The sequence below is a fragment of the Acuticoccus kandeliae genome, assembly GCF_003073115.1.
Genome location: NZ_QBBV01000004.1, coordinates 667,444 through 686,736, shown reverse-complemented (window position 1 = coordinate 686,736; position 19,293 = coordinate 667,444). Strand labels below are relative to the sequence as shown.

At 70.4% G+C, this 19,293-nt stretch carries 16 protein-coding genes; 10 read left to right on the top strand and 6 right to left on the bottom strand.

Annotated features, from left to right (window positions below; all coding sequences use genetic code 11):
* Positions 1 to 30: 30 nt before the first annotated feature.
* The 6 genes from rbfA to DBV35_RS26265 all read left to right on the top strand — a co-directional run bounded on the left by rbfA (position 31) and on the right by DBV35_RS26265 (position 8,399).
* Entirely contained in the window at positions 31 to 438 is a 408-nt protein-coding gene (rbfA, locus tag DBV35_RS26290; protein ID WP_108663341.1) for a 30S ribosome-binding factor RbfA, read from the top strand.
* Entirely contained in the window at positions 431 to 1,474 is a 1,044-nt protein-coding gene (gene truB / locus DBV35_RS26285; protein WP_425428499.1) for a tRNA pseudouridine(55) synthase TruB, read from the top strand. Before rbfA ends, truB begins: the two co-directional genes overlap by 8 nt.
* The gene (locus DBV35_RS26280) at positions 1,474 to 1,815 is read left to right on the top strand and encodes an SH3 domain-containing protein (RefSeq protein WP_108663339.1); all 342 of its coding nucleotides are present in this window, start codon (positions 1,474 to 1,476) and stop codon (positions 1,813 to 1,815) included. The genes truB and DBV35_RS26280 overlap by 1 nt, the downstream gene beginning before the upstream one ends.
* 187 nt (positions 1,816 to 2,002) lie before the next feature.
* A complete protein-coding gene (gene rpsO, locus DBV35_RS26275) occupies positions 2,003 to 2,272 on the top strand; it encodes a 30S ribosomal protein S15 (RefSeq protein ID WP_108663338.1) in 270 nt (89 codons plus the stop codon).
* A 279-nt stretch (positions 2,273 to 2,551) separates the two neighbouring features.
* Positions 2,552 to 4,675: a polyribonucleotide nucleotidyltransferase gene (gene pnp, locus DBV35_RS26270; RefSeq protein WP_108663337.1), complete on the top strand. Its 2,124-nt coding sequence runs from the start codon at positions 2,552 to 2,554 to the stop codon at positions 4,673 to 4,675.
* Positions 4,676 to 4,940: 265 nt separating this feature from the next.
* Positions 4,941 to 8,399, top strand: a complete 3,459-nt coding sequence (locus DBV35_RS26265; RefSeq protein ID WP_157961995.1) for an SEL1-like repeat protein — start codon at positions 4,941 to 4,943, stop codon at positions 8,397 to 8,399.
* 25 nt (positions 8,400 to 8,424) lie between these two features.
* Here DBV35_RS26265 and DBV35_RS26260 read toward each other — a convergent pair whose 3' ends face one another.
* On the bottom strand, positions 8,425 to 8,757 hold the full coding sequence (locus DBV35_RS26260; RefSeq protein ID WP_157961994.1) for an Omp10 family outer membrane lipoprotein: 333 nt from the start codon (positions 8,755 to 8,757) through the stop codon (positions 8,425 to 8,427).
* A 290-nt stretch (positions 8,758 to 9,047) separates the two neighbouring features.
* Between DBV35_RS26260 and DBV35_RS26255 the strand changes: the two genes are divergently transcribed.
* The 3 genes from DBV35_RS26255 to DBV35_RS26245 all read left to right on the top strand — a co-directional run bounded on the left by DBV35_RS26255 (position 9,048) and on the right by DBV35_RS26245 (position 12,585).
* Positions 9,048 to 9,404 carry a hypothetical protein gene (locus DBV35_RS26255; protein WP_157961993.1) on the top strand — a complete coding sequence of 119 codons (357 nt, stop codon included), beginning with the start codon at positions 9,048 to 9,050 and terminating at the stop codon, positions 9,402 to 9,404.
* Positions 9,405 to 9,459: 55 nt separating this feature from the next.
* The gene (locus DBV35_RS30915) at positions 9,460 to 10,404 is read left to right on the top strand and encodes a copper chaperone PCu(A)C domain-containing protein (protein WP_108663333.1); all 945 of its coding nucleotides are present in this window, start codon (positions 9,460 to 9,462) and stop codon (positions 10,402 to 10,404) included.
* A gap of 360 nt (positions 10,405 to 10,764) precedes the next feature.
* Positions 10,765 to 12,585 (top strand): amidohydrolase, encoded by a 1,821-nt coding sequence (locus DBV35_RS26245; RefSeq protein ID WP_108663484.1) that lies wholly within the window; start codon positions 10,765 to 10,767, stop codon positions 12,583 to 12,585.
* A 13-nt stretch (positions 12,586 to 12,598) separates the two neighbouring features.
* On the opposite strand, the gene DBV35_RS26240 is transcribed toward DBV35_RS26245, so the two are convergent.
* From DBV35_RS26240 to DBV35_RS26225, 4 genes are all read right to left on the bottom strand, one after another.
* Positions 12,599 to 13,435, bottom strand: a complete 837-nt coding sequence (locus DBV35_RS26240; RefSeq protein WP_108663332.1) for a polysaccharide deacetylase family protein — start codon at positions 13,433 to 13,435, stop codon at positions 12,599 to 12,601.
* A gap of 133 nt (positions 13,436 to 13,568) precedes the next feature.
* A complete protein-coding gene (gene leuD, locus DBV35_RS26235) occupies positions 13,569 to 14,174 on the bottom strand; it encodes a 3-isopropylmalate dehydratase small subunit (protein WP_108663331.1) in 606 nt (201 codons plus the stop codon).
* Complete coding sequence (gene leuC, locus DBV35_RS26230) at positions 14,171 to 15,556, bottom strand: 3-isopropylmalate dehydratase large subunit (protein WP_108663330.1); 1,386 nt, start codon at positions 15,554 to 15,556, stop codon at positions 14,171 to 14,173. Before leuC ends, leuD begins: the two co-directional genes overlap by 4 nt.
* A gap of 114 nt (positions 15,557 to 15,670) precedes the next feature.
* Positions 15,671 to 16,519 (bottom strand): sugar phosphate isomerase/epimerase family protein, encoded by an 849-nt coding sequence (locus tag DBV35_RS26225; protein ID WP_108663329.1) that lies wholly within the window; start codon positions 16,517 to 16,519, stop codon positions 15,671 to 15,673.
* Between the two features lie 304 nt (positions 16,520 to 16,823).
* Here DBV35_RS26225 and DBV35_RS26220 point away from each other — a divergent pair, with 304 nt between their 5' ends.
* The gene (locus DBV35_RS26220) at positions 16,824 to 18,011 is read left to right on the top strand and encodes a mandelate racemase/muconate lactonizing enzyme family protein (protein WP_108663328.1); all 1,188 of its coding nucleotides are present in this window, start codon (positions 16,824 to 16,826) and stop codon (positions 18,009 to 18,011) included.
* Positions 18,012 to 18,050: 39 nt separating this feature from the next.
* Here the strand turns inward: DBV35_RS26220 and DBV35_RS26215 are convergent, their stop codons facing one another.
* Positions 18,051 to 19,136, bottom strand: a complete 1,086-nt coding sequence (locus DBV35_RS26215) for a hypothetical protein (RefSeq protein ID WP_108663327.1) — start codon at positions 19,134 to 19,136, stop codon at positions 18,051 to 18,053.
* Positions 19,137 to 19,293: the final 157 nt, after the last annotated feature.

Sequence of the window (19,293 nt, the reverse complement as noted above, 5' to 3'; positions counted from 1 at the left end):
TCGCCCCGCCGTTTCCCGAGGGTTCGAATTATGACCGTTTCACAACGACAGCTTCGTGTCGGCGAACTCGTCCGGCACGCGTTGTCCGGCATCCTCATGCGCGGCGGGACCTACGATCCCGAGCTCGACAGCCGGCCGATCACCGTGCCGGAGGTGCGCATGAGCCCGGACCTCAAGATCGCGACCGTCTTCGTGATGCCCCTCGGGGGCGGCGAGGGCGATCGCGTCGTGAAGGCGCTGGCGCGCTCCGCCAAGTTCCTTCGTGGTGAACTTTCCAAAGAAATCCGACAGCTGAAGTACATGCCCGAGTTGCGATTCCGTCTCGATACCCGCTTCGACGACGACGACAAGATGCGCGAGATGCTGGCCGACCCGAAGGTGGCGGACGATCTCGACGAGAACGATGCCGCCGAAGACGGGGAGGGCCGCAATGGTTAGAACGTTCGACCTTTCCGAGGCGACGGCGTCCGCGCCCTCCGCGCCGCCCCGCATGCGTGCGAAGGGACAGCCGCGCCGCCGCGGCAAGCCCAAGAACCACCTCGACGGGTGGATCATCCTCGACAAGCCGATGGGGCTGACCTCGACGCAGGCGCTCGCCGCCGTGAAGCGGCTCTTCCTGCCCGAGAAGGCCGGCCATGCCGGGACGCTCGACCCGCTCGCGACCGGCCTCCTGCCGCTCGCCCTCGGCGAGGCGACGAAGACGGTCCCGTTCGTGGTCGACGGCGCGAAGAGCTACCGCTTCACCGTGCGCTGGGGCGTCGCCACCGACACCGACGATTCGGACGGCTCGGTGATCGCGACCTCCGACGTGCGGCCGACGCCCGAGCAGATCGAGGGGGCGCTCACCGCCTTTGTCGGCGAGATCGAGCAGGTGCCGCCGCGCTATTCGGCCGTGAAGGTCGGCGGGCAGCGCGCCTATGACCTCGCCCGCGAGGGGGAGGTGGTGGAGCTGAAGTCGCGCATCGTGACGATCACGCGCCTCGCCATCGTCGACATGCCGGACGCCGACAGCGTCACGCTGGAGGCCGATTGCGGCAAGGGCACCTATGTGCGGGCGATCGCGCGCGATCTCGGCATCATGCTCGGCACGTTCGGCCACGTGACGGCGCTGCGGCGCACCCGCGTCGGCCCGTTCGGCGAGAAGGACATGATCACGCTCGAAGCCTTGCGTGAGCGTGCCGCGGAAGACGTCCAGGAGGCGGTGAACTCGGTTCTGCGTGCGCCCTCCGACGCGCTTCTCGGCCTGCCGCGCTTCGAGATCGACCGCAATGCCGCCGGCCGCCTGCGCCGGGGGCAGAGCACGCTGCTTCGGCCGGGCGAGACGGTCGGCGAGGGCGATATCTGCGCGATGCTGGGCGACGATCTCGTCGCCCTCTGCTCGGCGCAAGCTGGTTCGTTGCATCCTGTCCGTGTGTTCCGCAGCCCCCGGCGGCGGATCACGGTCCCGATCAACCAGCCAGAGCCCACGATGTGATGCGCCAAACGACCTCCATCGCCGCCGCGATCGCCGGAGCCGCCCTCTTCTGGGGCGTCCCGGCCGGCGCGGCGGATCTGCCCATGCCGATCGAACCCCAGGTTGTCATCGTCCCGCAAGTGGCGGTGACGCAGCCGGACAATCTCTGCTTCACGGGGAACCCGGTCGAGGTGTATATCGCACCCGGCCAGCCGTCGAACGGGGTTCTGCCGGCGGGCATGGAGGTCGAGATTCTCGACACGCCCTACAGCCGCTCGCGCGACCTGTGGGTGAGAATCAAGCCGCCGCGCTTCAACCAATATTATGGATGGGTGTACACGCGCGACCTCATCTGCCAATAACGCGCGACGGCGCGGCCATGCGGCCGCGCAGGACAGAAATGAGTTGAGCGGAGCCGAACGGATCGCCATATGTGGCGCGCCGGCTCCGCACTTTGGCGTTGCCGCAGGTGTGGCGCGCCACACCGCTTCCGCGAGGGCTGGACGACATCCCGGCTCTTCGCGTTCCTCTAGATCAAGGAGATCCCCGATGTCGATCACTGCCGAGCGCCGTCAGGAGCTCATCAAGGAATACGCCACGAAGGAAGGCGACACCGGCTCCCCCGAGGTGCAGGTCGCGCTTCTCACCGAGCGGATCGTCAACCTCACCGAGCACTTCAAGACGCACGCGAAGGACAACCACTCGCGTCGCGGCCTGCTGAAGCTCGTCTCCCAGCGCCGTCACCTTCTCGACTATGTGAAGGCCAAGGACACTGAGCGCTACCAGAGCCTGATCCAGCGACTCGGCCTGCGCCGCTAAGCGACGATCGACGACGAGGCCGCCTTCGTGCGGCCTCTTTTTCATGGGGGCCGGGTCTGGTTCCCGATCCGCGGAGGGCAGGGCCCTCCTTTCACGGGGCGGTTCGTCCCGTCACACACGTGGGGCACGGTGCCCCGAGACGCAGGGGCCAGGACGCGCCCCATCGGCCATTTGGCCTCCGGTCCCGGAGTGGGGCAGGATTGCCGGCCGCTGCTCATGACGGGCAGCGGCTCGTCGTCTTGCCCGCCCGCGTGCCGGACACGCATGAAAGGCAAGAACATGTTCGACATCCACAAAGAATCCATCGAATGGGGTGGCCGCACCCTGACCATCGAGACCGGCAAGGTCGCCCGCCAGGCCGACGGCGCGGTGATGGTCTCCTATGGCGAGACCACCGTTCTCGCGACCGTCGTCTCCGAGAAGGAGCCGAAGCCCGGCTTCGATTTCTTCCCGCTGACGGTGAACTACCAGGAAAAGGCGTTCGCGGCCGGTAAGATCCCCGGCGGCTTCTTCAAGCGCGAGGGCCGTCCGTCCGAGCACGAGGTCCTCACCTCGCGCCTCATCGACCGCCCGATCCGCCCGCTCTTCGTCGAGGGCTACAAGAACGACACGCAGGTGATCATCACCACGCTGTCGCACGACCTCGAGAACCAGCCCGACATCGTCGCCATGGTCGCCGCCTCCGCCGCGCTGACCCTCTCGGGCGTCCCCTTCATGGGCCCGATCGGCGCCGCGCGCGTCGGCTATGTCGACGGCAACTACGTCCTCAACCCGACCCTCGACCAGATGGAGGACACGGTCCTCGATCTCGTCGTCGCCGGCACGGGTGACGCGGTCCTCATGGTGGAATCGGAAGCCAAGGAGCTCTCCGAGGACATCATGCTCGGCGCCGTGATGTTCGGCCACCGCGAGTTCCAGCCGGTGATCGACCTTATCATCCGCCTCGCCGAGCGCGCCGCGAAGGAGCCCCGCACGCACGTCGTTCCGGACGTCGCCGAGCTCTACGCGAAGGTGACCGACCTTGCTGGCGCCGAGCTGAAGCAGGCCTACGCGATCGCCAGCAAGACCGAGCGCCGCAACGCCATCGACGCGGTGAAGGCGAAGGTCCTCGAGACGCTGGTCGCCGCCGAAGGCGAATCAGGCCCGACCAAGCAGGACGTCGGCGGCCTCTTCAAGAAGGCCGAAGCCTCGATCGTCCGCAACCAGATCCTCGACGACAAGACCCGCATCGACGGCCGCGACCTCGTCACGGTCCGCCCGATCGTGGCCGAAGTCGGCATCCTGCCGCGCGCCCACGGCTCGGCGCTCTTCACCCGCGGCGAGACGCAGGCCCTCGTGGTTGCGACGCTCGGCACGGGCGACGACGAGCAGTTCGTGGACCTTCTCGAAGGCACCACGAAGCAGACCTTCATGCTGCACTACAACTTCCCGCCCTACTCGGTCGGCGAGACGGGCCGCATGGGCTCGCCCGGCCGCCGCGAAATCGGCCACGGCAAGCTCGCCTGGCGCGCCGTGCACCCGATGCTCCCGGCGCACCACGACTTCCCGTACACGACCCGCGTCGTGTCCGAGATCACCGAGTCGAACGGCTCGTCCTCGATGGCGACGGTCTGCGGCTCCTCGCTCGCGCTGATGGATGCGGGCGTGCCGCTCTCCGCGCCGGTCGCGGGCATCGCGATGGGTCTCATCAAGGAAGGCGATCGCTTCGCGGTCCTGTCCGATATCCTCGGTGACGAAGACCATCTCGGCGACATGGACTTCAAGGTGGCCGGTTCCGCCAACGGCGTGACCAGCCTCCAGATGGACATCAAGATCGACGGCATCACCGAGGAGATCATGAAGGTCGCCCTCGGCCAGGCGAAGGACGGCCGTCTCCACATTCTCGGCGAGATGGCGAAGGCGCTCGACACCGCGCGCACCGAGCTCGGCGAGTACGCGCCGCGCATCGAGGTGATCAACATTCCGGTCGACAAGATCCGCGAAGTGATCGGCTCGGGTGGCAAGGTCATCCGCGAGATCGTCGAGAAGACCGGCGCGAAGATCGACATCTCCGACGACGGCACGGTGAAGGTCGCCTCGTCCGACAGCAAGGCGATCAACGCCGCGCTGAACTGGATCAAGGGCATCACCGCCGAGCCCGAGGTCGGCCAGATCTACGAAGGCACGGTCGTGAAGGTCGTGGACTTCGGCGCGTTCGTGAACTTCTTCGGTCCGCGTGACGGCCTCGTCCACATCTCGCAGATGACGCAGGGCCGCCCCGAGAAGTCGTCCGACGTCGTGAAGGAAGGCCAGAAGGTCTGGGTGAAGCTCATGGGCTTCGACGAGCGCGGCAAGGTCCGCCTCTCGATGAAGGTCGTGAATCAGGAGACCGGCGAAGAAGTGAAGCCCGAGGCCGCCGCGTAAGGCGACCCGGCTCCCAAGTTGAAAGGCGGTGCTTCGGCACCGCCTTTTTTTTGTGCCGCGCGATGGGATGACACGTCGCGGGGCCCCCGCACCTTGCCGTACAATTGACATAAAAGACGACGTTCGGCGTTGCGGGGCCAAGGCGATTCCGATTACCTCCGCACACCGCCGGACACTCTCACGCGACGCGGCATGACGGGTGGACGCCATGGGGAGGCAGGCGAGAAACTTGCTGAATTCTGTTCGAATCGTTGCGCGGGCGGTCGTGGCTGTGGCGTGCGTCGCCACGGTGCCGCTGGCGGGCGGAAAGGCCGAGGCCGCGAGCCCGACCCTGCGGGAGACGCTCGCGCAGAAGGTCGAGGCGATGGCGGTGCGGCTCTCCGAATGCGCCGTGCCGCTGCCGGGGACGATGCGCGAGGTCCTGGTGATCGGCGTGCAGCCCGAATCCACCCACCTCGCGGCGGCCGACAGGGCGGGCGTGAACGCGGCGGCGACGGCGGCGGTGAACGGGATCGAGCGCTGGATCGCGAACCCCATCCAGCCCTCCGGCCTGCTGCCTTCGGTGATGCAGGGCCAGGCGAACGCCGAGGCGCTCGGCGACGTGCTCGCCCGCCGCTACAGCGCCCCGGTGATCCTCTTCATCGAGACGGCGCGGCCGACGGTCGACACGATCTTCCTCCAGTTGAACCTCGTCGCGATCGACGATGAGAACCGCTACGGCTGCCTCGAGACCGCGCCCGTCTTCCTCGACAGCGCGACGCTGCTCGAAGGCGCGGCGCCCGAGGGGGCGATCGACGATTATGTGATCCTCGATGCCGGGCTCGCGAACGGAATGCGGCGCATCGGCGCCGCGGATTCCGCCGGGTCGCCGCCGATGGCGGTGGAGGGGATCGACGGGGCCTGCACGCTCGCGACCTCGCTGCCGGAGCGGATGACGCGGGCGCGCGAGGAGGCGCGATCGCGCGGCTCCACCCTCACGATTCGCGGCGGGCCGACGGGGGAGGGCCGCATCGTCGCGACGCTCTATCCCGCGAAGGGCACCGACAAGGCCGTGCGCGTGCGCCTCGCCCGGTTCGACGGCGCGATGCCCGTCAACACCATGACCTTCAAGGCGATGGCCGACCCCGCCGATCTCGCCGGCTGCACCTTCGGGGCCGAGGCGGGGGCGGACACCGAGACGCCCGGCAGCGAGGCGGCTCGCGCCTGGTCGGCACTCGCCGCGAGCGAGGACCAGGGCGCGCTCGCCGATTTCGCCCGCACCCATGCCGGAACGCTGCAGGCCGCGCTCGCGAACGCGCGCCTTGCCCGCCTCGAGGCCGACGCCGCCGCGGAGGAGGCCGCCCGCCGCCGGGCCGAGGCCGCGGAGGCGGCCGCGGAAGCCGCGCGCAAGGAAGCCGCGGAGGCGGCCGCAGCCGCGGAGGAAGCGGCGCGCAAGGAGGCCGCGGAGGCGGCGGCAGCCGCCGAGGAAGCGGCACGCAAGGAAGCGGCCGAAGCCGCCGCAGCCGCCGAAGAAGCCGCGCGCAAGGAGGCGGAAGCCGCCGCCGCCGAAGAGGCCGCGCGCGAGGAGGCGGAGGCCGCTGCCGCCGAGGAGGTTGCGCGGAAGGAGGCGGAGGCCGCTGCCGCCGAGGAGGTTGCGCGGAAGGAGGCGGAGGCCGCCGCCGCGCAAGCCGCATCGCGTCCGGCCGCAGCATCCGAGGCCGAAGCTCCCGCCGCCGCGCCATCGGTCGCGCCCGTCGCCGCGGTCGAGACGCCGGCTCCCGCCGCGCCCGATGCGACGACACCTCCTGTTGAGGCCGCGCCCGAGACGGCCGCGGCCACCCCTGCGCCACCCGCCGAGGCGGAGACCGAGGTGGCAGCCGCCGCGCAGTCCGAGGCGTCCACCGGCGTTGAGGTCGCGACGGCCCCGGACAATGCGGCCGAGGACGCGGCGGCGCTCGCGGAATGCGACCGGCTCGCCGCCTCGCCCGACGATCCTGGCGCCACGGCGGCCGGCGTCGCGCTCGACGCGATGGACGCGGCCGCCGCCAGGGCCGCGTGCGCCGCCGCGCCAGACTCGCCGCGCATCAAATTCCAGGCCGCGCGGGCGGCGGAGGCGGGCGGTGATGTCGCCGCCGCGATCGCCGGATACGAGGCGGCCGGCGCGGCGGACTATGTCCCGGCCCTCACGGCGCTCGCGCGCATGAAGGCGGCCGGAGAGGGCGGGCCGGCGGCGTTCGAGGACGCGCTCGCGCTCTATGAGCGGGCGGCCGGGATGGGCGACGTCACCGCGATGCTCGCCCTCGCGCACGCCTACGAGGCGGGGAACGGCGTCGCCGCCGATCCCGCCGCGGCCGGCGCCTGGTACCGCAAGGCCGCCGACGCGGGGAGCGCCGAGGGCCTCTACCGCGTGGGCGAACTCTATTTCTACGGCCGCGGCGTCGCGCAGGACGAGGCGGAGGCGGCGGCCTGGTACCGCCGTGCCGCGGAGGCCGGCTACGCCGACGCGATGTACGATCTCGGCTGGATGCACCGGAGCGGGCGCGGCGTCGCGGAGGATTTCGCAGCCGCGCTCGACTGGTACCGCAAGGCCGCCGATGCCGGTCATGCCGGGGCGATGAACGCCGTCGGCTACATGATGGAGGAAGGCCAGGGCGTCGCCGCCGATCCCGCCGCGGCGGCGGACTGGTATCGCCGCGCCGCGGAGGCGGGCAGCGCGCTCGGCATGAACAATCTCGGGATGCTCTACGCCTCCGGCGCGGGCGTCGCCCAGGACTATCCGACGGCGGCGACCTGGTTCGAGGCGGCGGCCGCGGCGGGCGACGCGCGCGGTGCCTTCAATCTCGGCGAACTCTATTTCCACGGCCGCGGCCTCGACGAGGACGAGGCGGAGGCCGCGCGCTGGTACCGCCGCGCCGCCGATCTCGGCAGCATCGAGGCGATGCGCGACCTCGCCTGGATGACCGCCAACGGGCGCGGCGTCACGCGCGACGAGGCCGAGGCGCTGGCGCTCTATGTGCGGGCCGCCGAGGCGGGCGATCCCGGCGCGATGTACAATGTCGCCGACATCTACTTCTCCGGCCGTGGCGTGCCGGCGGACGACGCGGAGGCTGTCAACTGGTACCGCCGCGCGGCGGAGGCGGGCAACGGGTCGGCGATGAACGATCTCGGCTGGATGTACCGCAACGGGCGCGGCGTCGAACGGGACGACGCGGAGGCGGCGCGCTGGTATCGCCGCGCCGCCGAGGCCGGCAACGTCACCGGCATGGAGAATGCCGGGCTGATGTACCGCGACGGGTCTGGCGTCGACGCGGACGATGGCGAGGCCGTCGCCTGGTTCCAGCGCGCGGCGGAGGCCGGCAGTGCGTCAGCCATGAACAATCTCGGCTGGATGTACGAGAATGGCCGCGGCGTCGCGGCGAGCGACGCGGAGGCGGCAGGCTGGTACCGCCGCGCGGCGGAGGCCGGGAACACGCGCGCCATGGGCAATCTCGCCCTCGCCCTCGACGAGGGGCGCGGCGTCGCGGCCGACCCCGAGGCGGCGGCGGACTGGATGCACCGCGCGATCGCCGGCGGCAGCCAGGAGCATGTGGATTGGGTGAAGGGCGGGGACGGCACGGAGGCCTTCCGCCGCGCCTTCCAGCGGCTCCTGCGGGCCGACGGCCACTATAATGGCGCGATCGACGCCGAGTTCGGCCCGGGCACGCGCCGGGCCGTCGACGCGCTCGTCGCGTCCGGCCGAAGCTGAGGGGTCGAGGCGGCGCTCGCCGGCCTTAGACCACCTTTGTCATGGTGAAGGTCTGCCCGACGGTCGGCGTGCAGGACAGCTTCTGCGGGGTCAGGAAGCGGCAATCGGCGGCGCGGCGCTCGTTCGCCGCGATGCTCGTCCACTCAAGCTGCAGGCCGCCCGAGTTGCGTCCATAGCGGCCGTCGGCGACGACGGTCTCGCCCGTTCCGGTCAGGCGGGACGAAAAAGCCCCGTTCTGGAACGTCGCGATGAAAACGCCGTCGTCCGAGGCCCAGTTGCCCTCGACACCCTGGCCGCCCGACATCTGACACCCGGTGAGCCCGACGACGACGAGGCATGTGGTCAGTATGGCTCTCACAGCGCAAAATCCTCCTCATGATGATCGAACGCTGCCGATCGATTATCAGAAGTGCAACCAAAAGCGTCGACCGGAAGGGGCCGAATCCAAGTTCCTGCGCCAGTGCGGGAATTTGGCAACGAGGGGCGGGCGCACGTGCCTCATCCCCGGTCAGGCATCGGCTCTTCCCCGCGCCAGCGACTGGATGTAAGCCCTTCGGCGAAGCGGTGCGGGGGCGAGCCCCCCGAGCGGGGGACGCGATGGCCGGGGACGGCGCGAACGGATCGCAGGCGTGGGCGGCGCATCGTGCCTTGACGCCTCCGCGCGCTTTCGATCGCACGCCCTGGCTCCTGCGCTCGCTGCGCGCGCTCGGCCATCCACTCGCCGCGCTCGGCGTCGTCCTCGTCATCTGGGCGACGGTCATTCCCGTCGTCGCCAAGGCGGACGGGACGTGGTGCATCGGCACGCTCGGCGGCCTCTCGCCCGATTCCTGGGCGAAGCCGATCTGCGACCACTGCGTCCCCGCCGTCCTCCCCGACATCGCGCCGCCGGCCCTCGTTCTGCCCGAGAAGGCGGAGATCCTGCACGAGGCGGTCGCCGCCAACCCGGCGCCCGCCCGCCGACCGCCCGTCCCCCCCATTCGCGGACCGCCATCCCTCGAAAGCTGACGCGATCATGCGTGCGCCGCCCGGCGCACGGCCCAGCTTTTCCGAGGAATGAACGATGAAAAATCTCATGATGATGGCGCTCGTCCTGGCGCCGACGACGGCGTTCGCCCACGCGAGCCTCGAGACGAAGACCGCCCCCGCGAACAGCGCCTACGAGGCCGCGATCCGGATCGGCCACGGCTGCGACGGCCAGCCGACGCTGGAGGTGCGGGTGGAGCTGCCCGACGGCTTCACCGACGCCGCCCCGGTCGCGAAGGACGGGTGGGAAGCGAGCCTCGCCGAGACCGCGTCCGGCGTGCGCGAAATCGTGTGGCAGGGCGGGAGTCTCCCGGCCGACGCGAAGGAGACGTTCGCGATCACCGGCCGCCTCGGTGATCTGCCGGCCGGGTCCGCGCTCGCCTTCCCGACAAGGCAGGTCTGCGCGGACGCGCAAATCGCGTGGGTGGAGCGCGCGGCGCCGGGCGTCGACCCCCATTCGCTGGATCGGCCGGCCCCCGTCCTCACCATCGCCGACACCGGCGCGGTCGTGGGTGCGGCCCATGCCGGGGATCTCGCGATCGAGCGGGCCTGGGTGCGCGGCGTGCCGCCGGGTGCGCCGGTCGCGGGCGGCTACCTCACCATCGTCAACAGCGGCACGGCGCCCGACCGGCTCCTCGGCGGGTCCACCGACTTCGCGGGCGCGGTCGAGGTGCACGAGATGGCGATGACCAACGGCATGATGACGATGGCGCCGCTCCCCGAAGGCCTGCCGCTGCCCCCCGGCGAGACGGTGACGCTCTCCCCCGGCGGCTATCACCTGATGTTCCTGGAGCTCAGCGCCCCGCCGAAGCCCGGCGACACGGTGACCGTCACGCTCGACTTCGCCGAGGCTGGCCCGGTGGAGGTCACGATGCCCGTGTCGCAGTTCGGCGCCGGCGCCTTCCCCGGCGGAGACGGCGCGGGCGGACACGGCCACGGCGAGGGTGACGCCCACGGCACGAGCCACGGCTCCTCCCACTAGCGCGTCCAGCGTTCTTCGATGCCGAGCGGCCCTGGCTCTCTTGATTTCACGAGCGCCAGGGCGGTTCTGGAGGCGTTCGTCAATCGGGCCGGCAGGTCACGTGCCGGCGCCGATTGTCGTGATTTTCCGGCTGCGCCTTGCCTCCATATGCGCGGATCCCGGCAATCCGTCGTGCATCTCTCAAATTGATTTCAGTCAACGGACCCAGAACATACCTGGAATTTTCGGTTTTGCTTAACTTTAACGGTCCGCCGTGCGCGAATGACTGATCAGAGCCAGATCGTCTTTTCTGAACTATACTTGGTTGACACCGAACTCGGCCGGTGCATGGTCGATTTGCTCATGGAGAGGAGAGTGATCATGTCCCGTCACTGGCTCGCGCCCCTGGTCGTGTCGGCGTCCGTCGGGTTCGCCCCGTTCGCGTCCGCGCAGGAGATCGCCGACACGATCTATTCGGGCGGCCCGATCCTCACCATCAACCATGCCGCGCCGACCGCCGAGGCGGTCGCGGTGAAGGACGGGACGATCATCGCCGTCGGCTCGATGGACGCGATCGCACCCCATCGCGGCGAGGGCACTGCCGAATTCGACCTTGCGGGCCGCACGATGCTGCCCGGCTTCGTCGACAGTCACGGCCACGTGGTGATGGGTGGGATCCAGGCGCTGTCGGCGAACCTCCTCGCCCCGCCGGACGGTGAGGTCACCGACATCGCCTCCCTTCAGGACACGCTGCGCGCCTGGATGGAGGCGAACCGCGCGGCGGTGGACGAAGTGGGCCTCATCGTCGGCTTCGGCTACGACAACGCCCAGCTCGCGGAACTGCGCCACCCGACGCGCGAGGATCTCGACGCGGTGTCCGAGGACGTTCCGATCGTGATCGTCCACCAGTCGGGCCATCTCGGCGTCGCGAACTCCAAGGCGCTCGAGGAGGCGGGCGTGACCGCCGACACCCCGAACCCGCCGGGCGGAATCATCCGCCGCGATGCGGACGGCGCGCCGAACGGGGTGCTCGAGGAGTATGCCTTCTTCGAGGTGCTGATCCCCCTTCTCGGCCGGGTGGGGCCGGAGGGCCTCTCCACCTTCGCCCGCGCCGGCACGGAACTGTGGGCGCGCTTCGGCTACACCACGGCGCAGGAGGGCCGCTCCTCCGGCCCGATCGTGGAGACGCTGAAGGCGCTCGGCGCGGCGGGTGAACTCCCGGTCGACGTCATCGCCTATCCCGATGTCCTGGAATCGCGGGACTATATCGAGGCGAACGTCTCGAAGGATTTTCAGGACAGGGTCCGCGTCGGCGGCTGCAAGCTGACGATCGACGGCTCGCCGCAAGGGTTCACCGCGCTGCGCGACCGTCCCTATTATGACCCGGTCGGCGACTATCCGCCGGGCTATGCCGGCTATTCCGCCATCACCATGGAAGAGACGCAGGACGCGGTGAACTGGTGCTACGAGCACGGCATCCAGATCATCACCCACGCGAACGGGGAGGGGGCGACGGACATGCTGCTCGCGGCCATCGGCGCCGCGCAGGAGAAGTACGGCACGCCCGACATCCGCCCCGTCCTCATCCACGGCCAGTTCCTGCGGGAGGATCAGGTCGACAGCCTGAAGCGCCTCGGCATCTTCCCGTCCCTGTTCCCGATGCACACCTTCTACTGGGGTGACTGGCACCGCGAGCACACGGTCGGTCCGGTCAACGCCGACAATATCTCGCCGACCGGCTGGGTCGTGACGCGCGACATGAAGTTCGGCACGCACCATGACGCGCCTGTCGCTTTCCCCGATTCGATGCGCGTCCTCTCCGCGACCGTGACGCGCCGCACCCGCTCGGGCGACATTCTCGGCCCGAGCCAGCGCGTCGACGTGATGACCGCGCTGAAGGCGATGACGATCTGGCCCGCATGGCAGCAATTCGAGGAAGCGCGGAAGGGGTCGATCGAGACCGGCAAGGACGCGGACTTCGTCATCCTGTCGGAGGACCCGACCGCCATCGACCCGGAGACGCTCGCCGAGATCGACGTCCTCGTGACGGTGAAGGACGGGGCCGTCGTCTACGATGCGAAGGCGGACGGCGAGACGCGGCACGGCGCGCTGCCGCATTCGTTCCTGCCCTTCGCCGGAGAGACGCCGGAGAGCGCGGAGCGCATGCTCCACGCGCTCCACGCCCTCGGCGGGCGCACCTGAGAGCGGCCGGCCGTCAGAAGGCGACGGCGGGGCAGCCCGCCTCGCCCGGGGGGACGAGCTGGACGACCTGGTAGCCCTCGTTCTGAAGGGCGGCGAGGAAGCCCGGCAGCATCGCGACGGTCCGCGCGTGGATGTCGTGGAAGAGGATGATCCCGCGGCCCTGGCGGCGCAGCTTCGCGAGGGTGCGAGCCGCCACCGCGTCGGCCGAGACGCGGTGATAGTCCTGCGAGTCGATGTCGACGTCGAGCACGACGGTCCCGCGACTCGCGAGCGCGCCGCGCAGCGCCTTCGTGTCGGCGAGATAGGGGAAGCGGAAGAAGCGGGCGGGGCCGTAGCCGGTGCCGACGAGGGCGGCGTTCACCGAGCGCTCGCCTTTCGCGATCTCCTCCAGCGCCGCCGTCTGGCTCAGTTTCCGCAAATTGTCGTGGTGGGCGGTGTGGGAGCCGATCGTGTGGCCGCGCCGGGCGACCTCGCGCACGAGGTCGGGATAGGAGGCGGCCATCTGGCCGACCATCAGGAAGGTCGCCTTCACGCCATAGCGGTCGAGCGTGTCGAGGATGGCGGGCGTGCGCTTGCGGGCCGGCCCGTCGTCGAAGGTGAGGACGACCTCGCCCTTGCGCAGCTTGATGTCCGACACCTTCGAGACCGGGAGGACGCGCCCGGCGAGGGTGGACGTGCCGGCGCGCCGGACGGGACCGCACTGGGATTGCGGCGCGGCGGCGACCGGTGCGGCGGGGCGCGCGATGGTGGGGGTCCCGCTCGCGGCATAGGACATTGTGGCTCGCTCGGTCTGGCAGCCGGCGAGGAGCGCCGCGAGCAAGCCCGCGAGCAGGAGATTGCGTGTGTGCATGTCGCGTCCTGAAGCCCGATAGGAACGGGCCAAAGGGTTACCGAGTATGGTTAATCCGAAGTTGCCCGAATCGGCTTATCCGCAAGGATGCGGGCCGGCGCCGGACGCGCCGTGCAGCGGATGGGCAATGTGGTCAGGGGGCGGGTTTCGCCCAGGGGCGACGCACGGCGTCCTCTTCGACGAATGCGGCGATGGCATCTCTATACTGCCGCGTCACGTCCGAATCATCCCATCCGTTCATCAACATTGTTCGCCGCGCGTCGTCGATCGCGAATTCGGCGACGTGCGGCCCGGCGGACACGGTGCGCGCCGCAAGGTCGAGCCGGAAGGGCGTCTGTGGCGCGCTGCGGGCAAGGTCGAGGAAGGCGGCGAGCGCATCGGGCGCGACGACGGCGGGGACGAGGCCGTTGCGCGCGGCGTTGGCGGCGAAGATGTCGCCGAAGCTCGATGCGAGCACGGCGCGGAAACCGGCGTCCAGCACGGCATAGACCGCCGCCTCGCGCGAGGAGCCGCCGCCGAAATTGCGGCCCGCGAGGAGGATCGGCGCGCCGGCGGCGGCGTCGATCGGGTTCGCCTTCGCCGCGCCCGCCTCGGTGAAGCGCAGATCGTGGAGGAGGGCGTCGCCATAGCCCTCATGCCGCCGCCGCTTCATGAAGCGCGCGGCGCAGAGCTGGTCGGTGTCGAGATTGTCGAGGCCGAGCGGGGCGGCGCGCCCCTCGATGGTGAGGATCGGGGTCATCGCGGCCCCCGCATCAGCGGGCGCACGTCGGTGATCGCGCCGGCGACGGCGGCGGCGGCCACCATCGCGGGGCTCATGAGGTGCGTGCGCACCCCGCGCCCCTGGCGGCCGCGGAAATTGCGGTTGGTGGTGGAGGCGACGCGCTCGCCGGGTGCCCCGCGGTCCCCGTTCATGCCGACGCACATGGAGCAGCCCGACTCGCGCCATTCGAGGCCGGCGGCGGTGAAGGTGCGGTCGAGCCCCTCGGCCTCGGCCTGCGCCTTCACGATCGAGGAGCCGGGTGAGACGATGCCGGGCACCTTCGCCTTGCGCCCGTGGAGGATCTGGGCGGCGGCCCGCAGATCCTCGAGCCGCGCGTTGGTGCAGGAGCCGATGAAGACGCGGTCGATCGCGAGCCCGTCGAGCGGCATCCCGGCCGTGAGGCCCATATAGGAGAGCGCGTCGGCGACATGGTCGGCCCGCGCCGGAAGGTCGGACGGGGCGGGGACGGTCGCTGTGATGGGGAGCGTGTCCTCCGGGCTCGTCCCCCAGGTGACGCTCGGCGCGATCGCGTCGGCGTCGAGCCGGATCTCGCGGTCGAAGACGGCGCCGGCGTCGCTCGCGAGGGCGAGCCAGTCCGCCGCCGCCCGGTCGAAATCGGCCGGGGCGTAGGGGCGCTCGCGCACATAGGCGAGGGTGGTCTCGTCGGGCGCGACCATGCCGCAGCGCCCGCCGGCCTCGATCGTCATGTTGCAGAGCGTCATCCGCCCCTCCATCGAGAGGCCGCGGATCGCGCTGCCGGCATATTCGACCGCGTGCCCCGCCGCCCCGTCGGCGCCGATCTTGGCGATGATGGAGAGGGCGACGTCCTTCGCCGCGACCGCGTCGGAGAGGACACCGTCGACGGTGACGCGCATCCGCTTCGGCTTCGTCTGCCACAGCGTCTGGGTCATGAGGACGTGGCTCACCTCCGTCGCGCCGATGCCGAAGGCGTAGGCGCCGAGGGCGCCCTGGGTCGCGGTGTGGCTGTCGCCGCACACGATCATGAGGCCGGGGAGGGCGATCCCCTGCTCGGGGCCGACGACGTGGACGATGCCTTGGCGCGGATCGTCGAGGCCGAAGAGGTGGATGCCGTGCTCGGCGCAGTTGGCGCGGAGATCATCGACCATGCGCCGGATCTCGGGCTCGGCGATCGGCCCCTCACGCCGCGTCGGGACGTAGTGGTCGGCGACGCCGAAGGTGAGGTCGGGCCGGGCGACCCGCTCGCCCCGCGCGCGCACCTTGTCGAAGGCGTGGAAGGAGCCTTCGTGGACGAAATGGCGGTCGACGAAGAGAAGCGCGTCGCTCTCCCGCTCCGCGATCACGTGACTCTGCCAGAGCTTGTCGAAGAGGGTGAGCCCCATGCCGTCAACGTCCCCGCTGTGCGCGCGCCTCTCGCGGGGCGCAGTCCGTTCGGTGGCCAGTGGAGATAGATCGCACCGCGGGGGAGAAAGTCCAGCGCCGCGGTGGCGATCGGGTCAGTCGCTCGGCAGGTGCTCCTGCAGCCAGTCGATCGAGCGGGGGATCATCTCGTGGGCGCGATGGCCGTCATGCGGCAGCTCCACGGTGACGAGCTTCTCGAAGCCGATGTCTTCCAGCGCGCGCAGGACGGCGGTCATATTCATGTCGCCCTCGCCGAAGGGGAGGTGCTCGTGGACGCCGCGCTTCATGTCCTCCACGGTGACGGCGCCGATGAAGGGGTCGAACTCCTTCACCGCGCTCGCCGGCTCGCGATCGCCGGTCACGAGGCAGTGGCCGACATCGAGCGACAGGCGCAGCGGGGCGTCCGTCATCTGCTTCAGCGTCTCGCGCACGAGGATGAAATCGTCGAGCGTGCTGACCATGTGGCCGGGCTCCGGCTCCAGCGCCGCGACGACGCCTTCGGCCGCCGCGAACTCGCAGATCTGTTTCAGCCCGTCGAGGAGCCAGACGCCGGCGTCCTGTTGCGGGACGCCGCGGCGCGGCCGGCCGGACGAATAGGACACCGACTCCCCGCCGCAGATCTTCGCGATGCGGATCGCGCGGCGGATGAAGTCGACGCGGCGCGCGCGCCCCTCGGGCGAGGGGTGGAGGAGGGTCGGCTCCTGCCGGGCGCGCGGGTCGAGGAGGTAGGGAGCGCTCGTCTCCAGCACCACGGCGAGGTCGAGCGCGGCGAGGCGTGCCGCGAGCGCTTCCGCCCGCGCCTCATAATCGTCCGCAAGCGGGTCGAAATGGTGGACGTCGAGCGTGAGCGCGACGCCGGAATAGCCGGCCTCCGCGATCAATTCCAACGCATCGTCGAGCCGATGGTTGGTGCAGCCGTTCGTGTTGTAGGCAAAGCGCAGCATCGTCAGGCGGCCTTCTGAGCCGTTAGTGTCAAAGTCTCGTCCGAAGCAACGACGGGCGATGCCTGCTTGTTCGGGCCGGGGAGGCGCCGCGCAAGGGCGACGCCCCGTGCGACTTTTCCTTATGCGCGGCGGGCTTGGCAAGGGTGTTTCCAGCGGCGCGCGCCGTGTCGCACTCCGCCCGGCGCGCCCGCGCGAAATCGCTCGACAGTTCTGCCGCGAGAGGCCTCAATGCAACGGCCGTCGCCGCGGCCCTCCGGGGCGCGGCGGGCAAGTCAGCCAAAGCGAACGAGCACGAAAAACAAAAATGACGAAGATCAAACAGATCGACACCTATGTTCTGAAGGTGCCGAGCGGGGCGGGAAGCTTCTACTCCTCTCAGGAATATTTCGACGAGCGGTCGAGCCTGCTCGTGCGAATCACGTGCGACGACGGCACGGTGGGCTGGGGCGAGGGCGGCCAGTACGGCCCGCCGGAGCCGCCGGCCGCGTGCATCCGCGACGTGCTCGGCCCGAAGCTCATCGGACGCGAGGCGACCGCGCCGACCGCGATCTTCGAGGAGTTCTACGCCCGCACGCGCGATTTCGGCCAGAAGGGCGCCTATGTGGAGGCGCTGAGCGCGATCGACATCGCGTTGTGGGACATCTTCGGCCGCGTCGTCGGCCGCCCGGTCCATGCCCTCCTCGGCGGGGCGATCCGCCAGCGCGTGCGCGCCTACGGCACCGGCTGCTACTACCCGCCCGACTATCAGAACCGGCCGGTCATGCTCGAAAAGCTGGAGGCGGAGGTGAAGCGCATCCGCGAGACCGGCGTCGGCGCGGTGAAGATGAAGATCGGCCTTCTCCCCATCAAGGACGACATCGAGCGTATGCGTCTCGTGCGCCGCACGCTCGGCGACGATATCGGCATCATGGTGGACGCGAACCACGCCTACACCGCGTCGGCGGCCCTGCGCATCGGGCGCGCGATGGAGGCGCTGAACTTCCTGTGGTTCGAGGAGCCGGTGGTGCCGGAGGACCGGGAGGGCTATCGGCGCCTGCGCGACGCGCTCGACGTGCCGATCGCCGGTGGCGAGGCGGAGTTCACGCGCTACGGTTTCCGCGACCTCATCGGCGAGGGCTGCGTCGACATCGCCCAGCCCGACATCTGCGCGGCGGGCGGCTTCACCGAGTGGAAGAACATCCTCGCCCTCGCGACGAGCCACAATGTCATGGTGGTGCCGCACGTATGGGGATCGGGCGTTGCGGTGGCCGCGGCGCTCCAGGCGCTCGCGATCGTGCCCTACGCGCCCTACACGGCGAACCCGGTGCCGCTCCAGAACGAGACGATGATCGAGTTCGACCGCACCTACAATCCGCTGCGCGACGACCTCGTGCGGCAGTCCTTCACGCTGCGCGAGGAGTGCCTCGACATCCCGGTCGCGCCCGGCCTCGGCGTCGATGTCGACGAGGACGCGGTGGCGAAGCACACGGTGCGCACCGAGACCGTCGCCTGACGGCGGGCCGCCCCGCCCGTCGCGGGCGGGGCGGGTCCGTCAGAAGGCGAGGCGGAGCGCGTCGAGGACGTAGAGGTGGAAGGACTCCAGCGGGCCGGGCCGCACCACGTCGTGCCCGTCCGCCGTGTCGGAGAGGGAGAGGCCGGCAAGGTTCGCGTAGTGGCGCTGCTGGAGGACGCGGTCGACGACGTTCGCCGCGTTGAAGGCGCTGCCGAGGGTCGTCGTCGTCTCCTGCCGGGCGGCGAGGAGGGTGCGGCAGGTCTCGGCGAGGTCGCGCGGGCACTCCGAGAGCGCCTTCTCGAGCGAGGCCGCGCGCAGCGCCTCGCTGTATTCGTGGACGTATTCCGGCCCTTCGGTGGGGAGGTAGGCGTGCTCGGCATGGTGGACGAGGCCGAGGAGCACGGCCGGCCACACCGGCTCGCCGCGCCAGCGCTGGATCATCCCGGCGATCACCGCCACCGTCCAGCAATGCTCGCTCTGCCGCTCCTCCGCCTGGAGCGGGTCGACAAGATCCTCCATCGGGTCGAACCGGGCGTTCTCCGCCTCGTACTCGGCGAAGACGTCGTCGAGACCGTCCTCGTAGGAGGGGGCGCGGGGGGCGGCGCGGTGGATCGGCTTCGGCGCGCCGGCGCGCTGCTGCTCGGAGAGGCGCGTGACGAACGGGGGCACCGGAACCGGGCGCGTGAAGCCGTCGGCGAGGCTCTCGATCGCGTCGTCGAAGGGCGGCTCCAGGGGGCCGAGCGCGCGGGCGGCGGCGCGGTGATAGATGGTGCGGCGGTCGTCGGTGGAGACGCCGGCGCGCGTCAGCGTCGTCCCGTCGACGGTGCCGAAGGAGACGTGCGCCCCGGCGACCGCGATCTCGGTATAGGCGACGCGCTCCGGCGTCGCGCCGGCGACGAGGGCGGCCCAGGCCCGGCGGAACCGCGCGTCAGCGAGGCTGCGCCCCTCCCACAGCTCCGAGCCGACCCGCTTCAGCTCGGCGACCTCGGAGAAGAGGGGGGCGAGGTCGGCCGGGAAGGAGGCCGCGAGCGCCGGGGCATTGTCGAATCCCGCGAGGTGCTGGCGCTCCCGCGATCCGGCCGGAACGTAGACAGTGCCGCGCCGGTCATCCTCCTCGGCATTCATCGTCGTGTCCTCCTGAGCGGCGCCATCGCGAATTGTTGGCTCATATCATCGGTGTGGACGGAGTCCATCTCATCCTTCGGGCACTCCCGTGCCATTGTTGCAGATGAGGGACCCGTTCGGGAACCGCCAGCGGGGGAAGCAGCGTTCGATGGAAGAC

Excerpts from the sequence above, each read along its gene's own strand:
- rbfA (WP_108663341.1), top strand. The coding sequence starts at position 31 with ATGACCGTTTCACAACGACAGCTTCGTGTCGGCGAACTCGTCCGGCAC.
- truB (WP_425428499.1), top strand. The coding sequence starts at position 431 with ATGGTTAGAACGTTCGACCTTTCCGAGGCGACGGCGTCCGCGCCCTCC.
- DBV35_RS26280 (WP_108663339.1), top strand. The coding sequence starts at position 1,474 with ATGCGCCAAACGACCTCCATCGCCGCCGCGATCGCCGGAGCCGCCCTC.
- rpsO (WP_108663338.1), top strand. The coding sequence starts at position 2,003 with ATGTCGATCACTGCCGAGCGCCGTCAGGAGCTCATCAAGGAATACGCC.
- pnp (WP_108663337.1), top strand. The coding sequence starts at position 2,552 with ATGTTCGACATCCACAAAGAATCCATCGAATGGGGTGGCCGCACCCTG.
- DBV35_RS30915 (WP_108663333.1), top strand. The coding sequence starts at position 9,460 with ATGAAAAATCTCATGATGATGGCGCTCGTCCTGGCGCCGACGACGGCG.
- DBV35_RS26245 (WP_108663484.1), top strand. The coding sequence starts at position 10,765 with ATGTCCCGTCACTGGCTCGCGCCCCTGGTCGTGTCGGCGTCCGTCGGG.
- DBV35_RS26240 (WP_108663332.1), bottom strand. The coding sequence starts at position 13,435 with ATGCACACACGCAATCTCCTGCTCGCGGGCTTGCTCGCGGCGCTCCTC.
- leuD (WP_108663331.1), bottom strand. The coding sequence starts at position 14,174 with ATGACCCCGATCCTCACCATCGAGGGGCGCGCCGCCCCGCTCGGCCTC.
- leuC (WP_108663330.1), bottom strand. The coding sequence starts at position 15,556 with ATGGGGCTCACCCTCTTCGACAAGCTCTGGCAGAGTCACGTGATCGCG.
- DBV35_RS26225 (WP_108663329.1), bottom strand. The coding sequence starts at position 16,519 with ATGCTGCGCTTTGCCTACAACACGAACGGCTGCACCAACCATCGGCTC.
- DBV35_RS26220 (WP_108663328.1), top strand. The coding sequence starts at position 16,824 with ATGACGAAGATCAAACAGATCGACACCTATGTTCTGAAGGTGCCGAGC.
- DBV35_RS26215 (WP_108663327.1), bottom strand. The coding sequence starts at position 19,136 with ATGAATGCCGAGGAGGATGACCGGCGCGGCACTGTCTACGTTCCGGCC.